The organism is Pedobacter jejuensis, from assembly GCF_003725795.1.
Lineage (GTDB): Bacteria > Bacteroidota > Bacteroidia > Sphingobacteriales > Sphingobacteriaceae > Pedobacter > Pedobacter jejuensis.
The window spans coordinates 267,379-279,996 of the sequence record NZ_RBEE01000002.1; the positions used below are offsets into that span (position 1 = coordinate 267,379).

The 12,618-nt window shown below is 37.2% G+C and carries 6 protein-coding genes; all 6 read right to left on the bottom strand.

Annotated elements, in window-relative coordinates:
* Positions 1-1,665 carry an alpha-L-arabinofuranosidase gene (locus tag D7004_RS01745; protein WP_123204150.1) on the bottom strand — a complete coding sequence of 555 codons (1,665 nt, stop codon included), beginning with the start codon at positions 1,663-1,665 and terminating at the stop codon, positions 1-3.
* A gap of 6 nt (positions 1,666-1,671) precedes the next feature.
* Positions 1,672-3,429 (bottom strand): alpha-L-arabinofuranosidase, encoded by a 1,758-nt coding sequence (locus D7004_RS01750; protein WP_123204151.1) that lies wholly within the window; start codon positions 3,427-3,429, stop codon positions 1,672-1,674.
* Positions 3,430-3,595: 166 nt separating this feature from the next.
* Positions 3,596-4,810: a glycan-binding surface protein gene (locus tag D7004_RS01755; RefSeq protein WP_123204152.1), complete on the bottom strand. Its 1,215-nt coding sequence runs from the start codon at positions 4,808-4,810 to the stop codon at positions 3,596-3,598.
* Positions 4,811-4,839: 29 nt separating this feature from the next.
* Positions 4,840-6,423 (bottom strand): RagB/SusD family nutrient uptake outer membrane protein, encoded by a 1,584-nt coding sequence (locus tag D7004_RS01760; protein ID WP_123204153.1) that lies wholly within the window; start codon positions 6,421-6,423, stop codon positions 4,840-4,842.
* Positions 6,424-6,440: 17 nt separating this feature from the next.
* Entirely contained in the window at positions 6,441-9,605 is a 3,165-nt protein-coding gene (locus D7004_RS01765) for a SusC/RagA family TonB-linked outer membrane protein (RefSeq protein ID WP_123204154.1), read from the bottom strand.
* Between the two features lie 40 nt (positions 9,606-9,645).
* Positions 9,646-12,489: a TIM-barrel domain-containing protein gene (locus D7004_RS01770; RefSeq protein WP_123204155.1), complete on the bottom strand. Its 2,844-nt coding sequence runs from the start codon at positions 12,487-12,489 to the stop codon at positions 9,646-9,648.
* Positions 12,490-12,618: the final 129 nt, after the last annotated feature.

Consider the following 12,618-nt stretch of genomic DNA (forward strand, 5'->3'; position numbering starts at 1 on the left):
TTATTTAATTAATAGATATTGAACTGAAAAAGGAGCAGATTCAAATTTAATATTACCTGTAACTGAAGCCGATAATGCTTTTATTGCTGATGGATTTTCTGGTCCGCCAGCTGTAAATTTTGTAGTTTCTCCGTTTACGAAGACTTTTTGAGAGAAGGAACCATTATCATCTCCTCCGGTTAAAGTGTAGAGGTAATATTGTTTAGAAGATTTAAATTCGGATAAGGAAAGCTCAACCACCTGACTTGAATTACCTTTATTAACGAGCACAACGCCTACCGCTCCGTTATTAAATTTTGATGCATAAGTTAACACATCTGGATTTGTTGGGTTGCTAGCTTTAAGCAATTCATCGCCAAAAAAACGCTGAAAATAATACATGTAATAATAAACAGGTCTGGGGTTCCAAAGCGGAACGCCCGGTTCATCGCCTTTATTAAACATACCATGATCGTTACCCTTTGAGTAACCATTTGCTAAATCCCAGCGGCTAGCCATACCAAATTTTAAATTGGCTAACTCACCTAAAACAATCGCAGCATGCATACCATTAATAAAAGAACAGGAATGTTTAGAGCCCGTTGCAAAAATATTCCATTCTGTAAGTGCCAAAGGTTTCTCCGGAAGGTTATAAAGTTTAGCCAATTCTTTCATATAACTGGCCATTTTGTTGGTTTCTGTTTTGGCTGTATTTAAAATGATTTCTGGTGATGAATTTTGCTCGTAAGGTGTGTAATAACTATGCAGAACATAATAATCAATAAGAGAACCTGCAGCTTTTAATAATCCATCATTCCAGTTTTTTGTGATTCCACCCTCCCAGGATTTTTCTTTGGCTGTTTCTATAACTACTGCACCAATAAAGATTTCGGAGTTAATTTCTTTTGCGGCAGCTCTCATCGAATCGGCAAAAACTTTTAAGTGTTCGCCATAAAGTTTACCGGATATCAGTTCGGGCTGATTATCCTTATTTTTTGAAGTATCTATTTTATAGCCTGCTTGCCAGGTGCCATAATTTTCGTTACCTATTTCCCAAAATTTGGTTTTCCCTTTGTCGAAACGAACCCAATCGGCTGCTAAATGAGCAGCTTTTTGAACAGGATTATCGCTGGTACCGTATCGGGCATAGCTATAATTTACACAGATGATGCCTGTACTATTCGTTTCATTAAGTAGTTTGTAATAGTTTGTTAAAGAAAGAGATGTTGGACTATCGTTAATCCCATACCATAAACGCTCGGGTTTTGGTACTCTTTTATCACCATATAAAATAATTTCGGGAACATCAGCGGGGCGTTTATCTCTGGATAAATTCCAAAAATAAACATTGCTCAAATTTCCACCCGGAAAACGAATGATGTTTGGAGAAAGTGCTTTAATGTGATTCATTAAAGCAGGTTGATCAACAATTTGAGTCATGTAAGGATTTGCGTTATTTCCGTACAAAAACTTTGAAACCTTACCTAAAGTATCTTTGTAACTGATGTTAACAAAAACCGATGACTTACTTACAGGGATAGTATGTTTTTTATAATCAGGTATTTGTACATCTTTTTTATTAATACCTTTTATAAAAAAGCCTTGCGTGCTTTGGCAAAACGAATTTTGACTGAAAATAACTGAAAAGAAGAGAATAAAGATGTAGAGTACTTTTTTATATAACATGAAAAACTATTTTTTATCTACTGCAACGAAAACAACTGAACGTGGAGGTAAGGTGATTTTTATGCCGCCATCTACCAATGCAGATTTTGCTGTTATGGCCTGATAATTTGCCGGGCCGCCAGAAACGCCAGTTGGACCATTATCATTTACAAATACCTTTGCCGAGAATTCTACATTATCATCGCCACCGGTTAAAGTGTAATAATAATATCGTGTACCGGCTGCAAAATTTGAAAGATTAATGTTTGCGGTTTGAGTGGATGTACCTTTATTTACAACTACGATACCAGCAGCGCCTGATGCAAAACCTGAAGCATAACTCACAACATCTGTAGAGCCGGAAACACTTGAAGCAATCATCCTGTCACCAAAAAATTTCTGGAAATAATACATATGATAAAATGCCGGTCTGGGTGTCCACTTCGTTGTTCCGTTGCCTTCATCGCCCAAACTAAAAAGGCCATGGTCATTTCCACCAGCGTAACCGTTAGCTAAATCCCATCTGCTTGCCATGCCATAGTTATTTTTTATTAATTCGCCCAAAACCATTGTGGCATGCATACCAGCGATGTGAGACACTTGCTGCTTTGACCCTTCTGCAAAAATGTTCCACTCGGTCATTGCAATTGGTTTTAAAGGCGCACCGTTATCCTGCGTTGTCTTTTTCATAAAATCCATGATGCTTTTAGATTCTGTAGCGGCTGTATTTAGAATAACCGAAGCTGAAGAATTTTGAGCATAAGGTGTATAATAAGTATGAACAATATAAAAATCAGCAGTATTACCAGAAGCTGTGAGAAAACCCGAATTCCAGGTTTTATCTACCGCATTGCTGTTACCGATGGATGCATCGTACTGAATAAGTTGTCCGCCAATTTTGATGGTTACACCCAACTCTGCAGCAGCCTTACGCATTGAATCGGCAAAAACTTTAAAATGTTTTCCGTATAAAGCACCATTAATAATTTCTGGCTGACCATCTTTATTATTTGCTGTATTGATTTTGTAGCCCGCCTGCCATGGTCCGGCATCTTCATTACCGATTTCCCAATACTTGGTTTTGCCTTTATCAAAACGAACCCAATCTGCGGCTAAATGTGCGGCTACCTGATCTGGATGCGCACTTGTACCATAACGGGCATAGCTATAATTTACAGATATAATTCCTGTACTGTTTGTTTGTTGCAGAAAACTATAATAGTTGTCGACAGAAAATGTCCAGCTTGCTGTGTTTTTACCATACCAATAACCTGCGTTTACAGGGGCTCCAGATTGGTTGTAAAGCATATCAGGCGCATCTGTAGGTTTCTGTCCGGGGCCGCTGTTGAAGAAAAAAGCACTCGAAATGTTTCCACCCGGAAAACGCATGATATTTGGGGAAAGGTTTTTAACATGATTAATCAGTAAGGGTTCGTTACCTAACTGACCAATATATGGATTGGTATTGTTTCCGAAAAGGTATTTAGAAACCTTACTTATTGTTTCACTATAATCGGCGTTTATAGTTACACCAGCTGATGCCGTTGGTTTAGCTACATCAGCAAAAGCAGGTGCGCTAAAACTTCTACCCTCCCAGTTATCCAGAAAAAAACCTATAGTTGTTGCTGTGCTTACATCTTTAGGCGGAATGATGGTGCTTGTACCAGCTGGATTTACCTGCGGTGTTTCAGGCATTGGCGCCTCGGGACTTTTTTTACAGGCTGTAAAAGCTAAACAAATTAACAGCATCCATCTGCTTGTATTCTTATTGTTTACAATTTTCATTTTAAGGAATGATTGAATTAATAAAATCAGGCTGTATCATAAATCAATTTATCCTTGGATCTTTGTCATGTTGAGCTTGTCGAAACGCCCCAAAAGGCAGTTTATGTAAGTCCTTCGACAGGCTCAGGATGACATTTTGTATTTATGATACAGCCTACTAAGAATACTATCTTCTAGCTTTAACAATTCTGATATTATCAATTGCTACATCAAATCTGGTAGTTACTGGCGTAGCGGTATCGTTTATGTACATAAAAGTCATTGGTCGTCTGCCGGTAGCATTTATAAGTTCAGTAAGCGTTGGAGACGAATCACCAGTACCTTCACCATTATTGGTTTTCTTTTTAAATTGAGTTAGCGGAATGGTTACGGTAAACCAAGTGTCTGATTTAAAGATTCTTGTTGCATCCGCTTTCCAAGGCTCATAACGAGCCAAATAAATCCAACTGCTTTCATCTCTTCTTATCATTATTGTACCACCACCCCATGGTTCTTTCACAAAAATTTCAAATTTAATTACATAACTCGAAACAGGATCTTGCAGGTTGGCTAATGGAACCCATTGAACAGCAGTTAAGTTAATAGACCTATTATCAGCCTGGTTATAGTTAAATGCAGAGATTGGTCCCGTAAACATTCTACCATAAAAACCTTGCCCACCCGGATACAGCACTTGATCATTTGTTCTAGAACTTCCAAATGAGTATGTGTTAACATCATCAAAATTGCATAACATACCTGTAACCTTATCATTATAAGAACTATAGGCAGTAGAACCACCCTGTGTTTTAACAATAATATCGCCCGAAGTTGCTGATGGAGGAACAGTTACGGTACAAGAAGTTCCATCGGATTTAGACACAATATTAGTTCCATCGGCACCGCCAGGAAAAGTTATATTGGTAATTAAGTATAAATATTGGCCATATAAAGTAATGGTTTGACCTGGTAAAGTATATTCGTTACTAACTGAAGAAACCACAGGCGGAGGTGGCGATATTGGAAAGGTAAAACTGGTCTCGCCAAATTTAGTTACCAATCTTATGGTGTTTTCCTGTCCTTTTGGTATGCTTGAAAATAAAATTGAAGGCACGGTTACTACAAAATTATCATCACCTACCAAAGCTGAATTAAATGTTGCCGGAAAACCACTAAAGTAAACTGCAGAAACTGTTTTTAAATTAGAGCCCTGAATAACAACATTTTGCCCAGAACCTACTTTTGTTAATGTAGAGTCGTTGGGAGCCGGAGTGATTGCCCTTAGTTTTGTAATTACAGGAGGTTGCTCATTATCTGTTTTTTTGCAAGCAGTTTGCAAGGCTAAAACCACCATCAATAACAGAAGGGTTAAGCTAAATCTGCTTTTTATAAGCTTTTTCATTATGATTTAATTTAAAATTAAATTAGCGGTTATTTATAATATGGTACAGCTGGCTGACTTAACAAAGGATTTGTAGAAACATCGGCCAAAGGGTATGGAAGTTTAAAAGAAGCATCAGTCGGAGTAGAAAACTGATCTTCGTTAACCCGCACGTTTGTTGCCGAGTTAAATGTTAACCTACCTCGATTCTGAGCCGCAATTTTAGCTATTGTTTGCGATGGATTAATATCATGCTCTCTTAATAAATCGAACCAATATTGTCCTTCAATAGCTAACTCCAACTGTCTATCTACCAAAACATCCGCTTTAGAAATTGGAGCAACTTTGGCTTCTACCCCAGCTCTGGCACGAACCAAATTATAATATTTAACGGCATCAGGATTAGAAGTGGTAGCTGAATTACCCATAAGTGCTTCTACATAAATTAAATAAACATCGGCAAGCCTAAGCATGTATGCTGCAGAACTTGTAGAAAGCGAATAAACCTGACCAGGATTATCTTCATTGGTACCTACAACGTATTTTTTAACGTGTGGTCTTTCATCAGTAACCTTGTAACCTCCATCCTTTTTTAACAATTCGGGATAGAAATCTCCATTTTGCATAAAGGTAGCTTTGCGGCGTAAATCCTTAACATCGTATTTATTGTAAATATCTATACTTGGTGTGTTCGCTGCGCCATACCCATCGCCGGCATTGGTTAATTTACCTTCGGCAGCATAATATCCTTGTGTGCTATTTCCAAGCCCGTAAGCATTCGGACTAGCAATAAACTGTAATGCAAATAAAGATTCTTCGTTATTATTGTTTTCAATTTTAAACAAATCGGCATAATTGGTTAATAATTTCAAACCGCTATTGTTGCAAACATCACCAGCATATTTTTTAGCACTATCTAATAAAGCAACATCTCTTTGTCCGTTTCCGGTACCTGTTCCATCATCTTTCAAACCAGATCTGGTTAAGTAAATTTTGGCAAGCATTCCTTCAGCAGACCATTTATTTACTCTTCCTTTATCTGGTACGGAGCGAAGATTTTGAGCAGCAAATTTCATATCCTCGATGATGAAACGATACACATCTTTTATCAGGTGTTTGTTTACCTGAGGCTGTTCTGCAAGTGTTCTATTATCGGTAATGATGGGGATTTCACCAAAATATTGCACCAGATAAAAATAGGCTGTTCCCCTCAAAAACCGAAGTTCGCCAATGGCATTGTTTTTGGCTACCGCACTTACTGAAGCATCTGTATTTTGATTGATGTAGATAATGTTCAAATTGCAATAGGCAATAATTTTGTAAAGTGAGCGCCAGGCTTCGTTTATTCTGGCATCAGAATTATTAACCGCAAAAGTAGAATACGCTACAAAGTTTGTTCTGGATAAGTTACCTGACAAGGCATCGCCCAAAACTAAAACAGACTTATCGTTAAAATCGAACCATGGTGTACCGTAAAGTGCACCTGTGGCAAGACGCAAATCGCCTTCAGATTTAAAAAAACTTTCTAGCGTAACTTTATCTTGTGGCGTTCTATCCAGAAAATCTTTTTTACACCCGAAAAATGAGCTTATGCCGATCATCAGGGCTATTGTGAAATATATTTTATTTTTCATCTCTATAAGTATTAATGTTAAAAGCCGGCATAAATACCAAATGTGTACGTACGTGATGATGGATATCTTCCATTATCAACCCCAGCCGATTGTGCGTTTTGAAACCGTGAACCAACTTCAGGATCGTAACCTGTATAATCGGTAATGGTAAATAAATTGGTTACGTTACCATAAACTCTAAAATAGCTTAGCTTAATTTTTTGCACCAATTTTGAAGGAAAACTATAACCTACAACCAAGTTTTTAAGACGTAAGTATGAGCCATCTTCGATGTATCTGGTAGAAACCCTGTTGTTATTGTTTAACGTTGAGGTAGAAATTCTTGGTACGGTTGTATTCGGGTTGGTGATAAACACATTATTAATATCTGCTGCACTTCCAGCTGGGTTTCTCAAGCCAATACGGGCGTAATCATTAACCGATTGCAACAAGCCAAATCCGCTTTGCAAATCTTCGTTTGTTCTTTTTAATTGATTGAAGATTTTGTTACCATAGTTTCCATTGAAAAATACAGTGATGTCAAACGCTTTATACTTAAATGTATTGCTAAAACCATATTGAAATTTTGGTAGTGGAGAACCTAGATAAGTAAGGTCTTTATTGTCGATGATTTTATCTCCATTTAAATCTCTAAACTTGATATCGCCAACCCAAACACCATTTACACCTATAGTTCCTTGACTTGCACTGTTAGTTAAATCTGCACCATCTTTAAAAACGCCATCTGCAATGAAGCCGTAAAATTCGCCGATTGATCTGCCTACAGTAACCTGCTGAACAATATCAGTTCCTAAATACTGAGGTAAGTTTGTGTTTTCTGTAATTAAACTGGTAACCTTATTTAAGTTTCGGGATAAAGTAACATTGGTTGTCCAGGTGAAATCTTTGCCTTTAACATTTACCGAATTTATGCTGAATTCAATTCCTTTATTAACAATCGAACCGACATTTTTGGTTGGTGCATTTAATTTTGCTACCGTAAACTGATCTTGTGGTGTTGTACCCGAATATAACGGCAGTGATAAACTGTTTAGCAGGTTGTTTGTGTTTTTATAATATGCATCAACTGTAAATTGCAACCTATCTTTAAAAAAGCTCGCATCAATACCTACGTTGGATGATTTTGTAGTTTCCCATTTAGCATCGGGATTTGGAACATTATCCAATAAAACGCCTAAGCCAAGTGCTGTTTGCGTTGTTCTGTAAGAAGTACCATAAACATAATCGGAGATATTTTGATTATTTACCAAGCCATAACCCAAACGAAGTTTAAGGTCGCTTATAAAATCAACTGATTTCATGAAAGTTTCTTGCTTTAAACGATAGGCTAATGCAAATGCATAGGTAAAATTCCATCTGTTTTCTGGTGAGAATTTAGATGAACCATCATAACGCACAGTAGATGTTAAGGTGTATTTATCATCATAAGTAAAGTTAAACCTACCGTAATATGAATCTATTGCCTGTTGGCTTTTACCACTTGTTGAGGTAGCTTTAGTTGGGTCGCCAAGATTAAGCTCAGAGTTTGTGGTTTGGAAATAGCCAGTAGCCGTTGCATCAACAAAGCTGCTTGTATTTAAACGTGATTCGTGTCCTAATGTTCCATTCAATTTATATTTTGAGGCGAAAGTATGGTTATAAGATAAGTAGGTACGAAAGGTATTGTTGTTGTAGGCTGTTGTACCTCTCCTGCCAAAACTGTTTGTTTTAGGAAATTGCCCAAACTGATATGCTGGCTCGAATTGTTCTATTTGCCCGAAATTATAGTTTACAGCAATCTCATTTCTTAGTACAAAATCTTTCAAAAAAGTTATATCGGCATAAGCACTACCATACACCTCACTCCTGGTTCTAGTATTGGTGTTAATTTCTGTAAGTGCAAATGGGTTGGTAAGCGTAAACAACGAACTCGAGGGTCCGCCGTAGGTTCCATCCGGATTGATAACAGCAATATCTGGCGATTGCCTAATGGCCAATTGAACTAAATTTCCATCCTGGTTATTTATATTTTCGTTAATGCGATTACCCGAGATATTGGTAGCCAATTTTAACCAGCTTGTTGCTTTGGTTTCTACATTTAACCTAACATTGTATCGTTTAAAGTCAGATTTAATAGCAATACCATCCTGAGATAAATAACCCACGTTAAGAATATAATTGGTTCTGGTATCGCCACCATTTACCGATAGGTTGTAGTTTTGAACTGGTGCCGTTCCGAAGATTGCCTTTTGCCAGTTTGTACCCTGCCCTAAAACAGATGGATCTGCAAATAGTGGATTAGGAACAGCACCATTTAGCACATCTCTTACATTTCTAAATGCTGCATATTCTGGCAATTCCATTACAGGCAAGTATTTTGGCAATTGCTGGATGCCGTAAGATGCATCGATACTTATTTTTGGCGGACCGGATTTTCCTTTTTTGGTGGTTACAATAACTACCCCATTACTAGCCTGGCTACCATAAATTGCAGTTGCAGATGCATCTTTTAATATATCAATGCTTTCAATATCTGATGGTGAAATGGTTGCAAGCGGGTTTGTACCCGGACTACCGCCTGTGTAAATGGCGCCGTTAACATCGCCGCCATAAAACACACCATCTACCACATATAAAGGCTCTTGATTGCCACCCAAAGTAGATACACCTCTAATTTGAACAGAAATACCTCCTCCAGGCTGACCAGAATTGGTATTGATAACTACACCGGCTACTCGACCTTGTAATGCCTGATCGAAAGTTGTAGCTGCCGATTTTGCAATGTCTTCAGCTTTTATGGATGATACAGAACCGGTTAAATCTTTACGCAAGGCAGTACCGTAACCAACCACTACAACATCGTTTAGGTTGTTAACTGCCATTGATAAAGTAATGTTTACCACGTCTTGGTTGCCTACAGTAATTTCTTTTGGCTGGGCACCAACGTAAGTAAATACCAATACATCGCCAACCGAAGCTCTTACCGAATAGTTTCCGGCAGCATCAGTAACGGCTAACTGCGTTTTTTTTGCTTTTAGTGAGATGCTTACCCCAGGTATAGCATCTTTTGAATTGTCGTCGCTTATTACTTTTCCTCGAATAGTTTTTTGAACTGCCTGGCTATAAGCTTCAGGAATTGTAAGTACAAGCGCTGTTAGGAAGAACAAGTAAACGATCCATGTTTTGTTTAGTAAGTTCTTCATCCTTTTAGTTTTGTAAAAAATTGTCTCATAAATGGTTAGTTTAAAATTTGGTTATTGTCTGTTTACCATCGTATCTGATGGTTTTATTTGGTTTTTGATTAAAATTTAATGGATTCGATTTTTTAGGATTTATGTAAATGATATTAAAAATTCTATTGCTTAACATTCCCTTGTATGAGCCTTTTCTATCTGCAATGGTTAGCGTTTTTAAATTATCGTTGTAATTGAAGGTTATTGTAGAAAACTCGCCTTTTTCGTAGTTATAATTCAATCCCTCATCTTCATATAAAGTAAATGTTCCGTCTTTACCTGCGTAAACTTGTAGCGTAATTGCATCCGCTGGTTTTTCATCAGTATATTGAATTTCCGGACCGAATGGTATAATAGAACCAGCTTTTACATAAATTGGCATTTGATTATATGGCGCATCTGCAGTAATTGTTTGGCCGCCTTTTACATATTTTCCGTTGTAGAAATCGTACCATCCGTTACCTTCAGGCAAGTAAACCTTTCTGCTTGTTGCACCATATTTATAAACCGGATTAATAAGCATTGATGGACCAAACATGTATTGATCGGCAATGGATTTGATTTTCGAATCGGTGCCATAATCCATAACTAAACCACGCATTATGGTATAATCATTTTGATAACTTGCACCAGCAAGCGAATATATATAAGGCATTAAGCGATAGCGTAACTTGTTGTAAAACAGCATACTTTTATATGCAGGATGACTTTCTGGTGCAATGTTGTATATTTCACGAAATGGAAACTGACCATGACTTCTAAATAATGGAACGAATGCCCCGAACTGATACCATCTTGTATTGAGTTCTCTCCATTCTTTTAAATCTTCAGTATTTGGGTCTTCATACCTGCGTTCTACCGAGAAACCACCAATATCCATTGTCCAATAGGGTAAGCCAGACAATGAAAAATTAATTCCTGCAGAAATTTGCGACTTCATATCTTCCCATCTTGATGCAATATCACCACTCCAGGTAGCAGCAGCATAACGTTGTAAACCCCCATAAGCCGAACGGGTTAAAATAAATACACGGCTGTTTGGGTTTTCCTTACGTTGACCTTCATAAACTCCTTTTGAATTTTGTAATGGAAAGGCGTTAAAATATTTTGTACCCGAACCGAGATAAGTTGGTGTCATATTTTGTTTTCTTTCCCAAATTGGCAGGTTAGAATGTATATCTGGTTCTGTTGCATCCATCCACCAGGCGTCAATTCCTTTTTTGTATAAAGATTTGTTCATCAAATCCCAAAAAAGGTTTCGAGCTTCAGGATTAAAAGCATCGTAAAAAGTAGAAGGATATCCCAACCAATCTTTTCTTCCATCAGCAATGTTGCGTTTATACAAAAAGCCGTTTTTATTCATCAGATTGTAATTGGCATTGCCAGAATAAAATTTTGGCCAAACAGAAATCATTAATTTCGTGTGATAGGTATCATGAAGTGTTTTGATCATGCCATCAGCATCAGGAAAACGGCTTTTTTCAAATTCATGTGTTCCCCAGCTATCTGGTTTCCAGTACTGCCAATCGAGTACAATATTATCGATAGGAATTTTACGGTCTCTAAATTCTTTTACCACACCCAAAAGGTCATCCTGGGTTTTATACCTTTCTCGACTTTGCCAAAAACCCATAGCCCATTTTGGCATTAAAACGGCTTTACCTGTTAATGTTCTGTAGCCGCTAATTACCTCATCGGCATTTGTTCCTGAAACGAAATAGTAGTTAATTTGATCGCCCGATTCCGATGCGAAAGCGTACTGATTTTCATCAGCTTCGGGTATTGGTGTTAGTGCTTTAATTGATAGATAGGATTCATTGCCATCAGGAATCCATTCTATTTTGATATCATATTTTTTGTCTTTCGACATTTCCGTTTCTACAACTGCAGAACCAGGATTCCATGCTTGGCGCCATTTATCAACCAACATTTTACCATCAATCCAGATTTTGATATAACCAGCATACTTAACATTAAAATGTTGAAGACCAGTATATCCAGAGGATATTTTACCTTCATAAGTTACTTTTCCGTTAGCCATTTTAAAGCTATCGGGAAATTTTTTCATATCACTTAAAAAGGAATAATCAATATCCGATTCGGCTCTGGTAATGCCCACCTCACCCGTTTTCTTATCGACATAACTTGCAGTTAACCAACCTTGTTCGCCATTTTTAGAAAACAGTTTAAAACTAGAAAGTGGCTGATAATCTCTGGTATCTCCAACCTTCGTAATGGAATAGTTATCCCATAGGATACCATAATTTTTATTGCTTAGCAGAAAAGGAATGGCAACATCGGTATTGTTTTGAAGCAATAAAACCTGCTTGCCTTTATAATCCATCATATCATCTTGATGCTGCCCTAATCCGTAAATGGCTTCATCATCAGGTGAATTAAAAACCTGCTCAATTTGATAGCTTGCTTCGCCATCGTTAGAAACTGCTTTAAAACTTCTGGCAGAAAAGGATTTCTCTTCTAAAATGCTTTTGCCTGCAACATCTTGATAAATGATTTGCCCGGTATTAATATCAACCTTTACTGTAAGTGCCTTGGTTTTAAGTTCTACATTGTTACCATTTTCAGAAATAGAAAATTCGGGTTTAGATTTTACCGGAATAACCATTAAACTAGGTTCTAAAGAAAATTTATCGGCAACGGTAATTACTGCGTGGATGATTTTTTCTGTAACGACTTCTAATTTGATTTGTTTACCAATACTAGCATTATTTATGGTTGGCTTAACAATAATACCATTATCGGTTTTTTGATAATGAGTGTTCTGTGAAAGACAAATAATAGGAAAGGCTAATAAAAATACTGTCGTATTTAAAAGGGTAGAAATTTTTCTCATAAAGCTTATCGTAAACCGCAGCATGCGATTAATAAATATTTGGTTATTGATAAGCTAAAGGTAGGTGCCTACTAAAATTTGCCGGGTATGCAAATGTTTAAAAATAGGTATGCAAATGTTAACCTGATA

What these genes read in the sequence shown, in the direction of transcription:
- D7004_RS01745 (WP_123204150.1), bottom strand. Translation starts at nt 1,665, where the DNA reads ATGTTATATAAAAAAGTACTCTACATCTTTATTCTCTTCTTTTCAGTT.
- D7004_RS01750 (WP_123204151.1), bottom strand. Translation starts at nt 3,429, where the DNA reads ATGAAAATTGTAAACAATAAGAATACAAGCAGATGGATGCTGTTAATT.
- D7004_RS01755 (WP_123204152.1), bottom strand. Translation starts at nt 4,810, where the DNA reads ATGAAAAAGCTTATAAAAAGCAGATTTAGCTTAACCCTTCTGTTATTG.
- D7004_RS01760 (WP_123204153.1), bottom strand. Translation starts at nt 6,423, where the DNA reads ATGAAAAATAAAATATATTTCACAATAGCCCTGATGATCGGCATAAGC.
- D7004_RS01765 (WP_123204154.1), bottom strand. Translation starts at nt 9,605, where the DNA reads ATGAAGAACTTACTAAACAAAACATGGATCGTTTACTTGTTCTTCCTA.
- D7004_RS01770 (WP_123204155.1), bottom strand. Translation starts at nt 12,489, where the DNA reads ATGAGAAAAATTTCTACCCTTTTAAATACGACAGTATTTTTATTAGCC.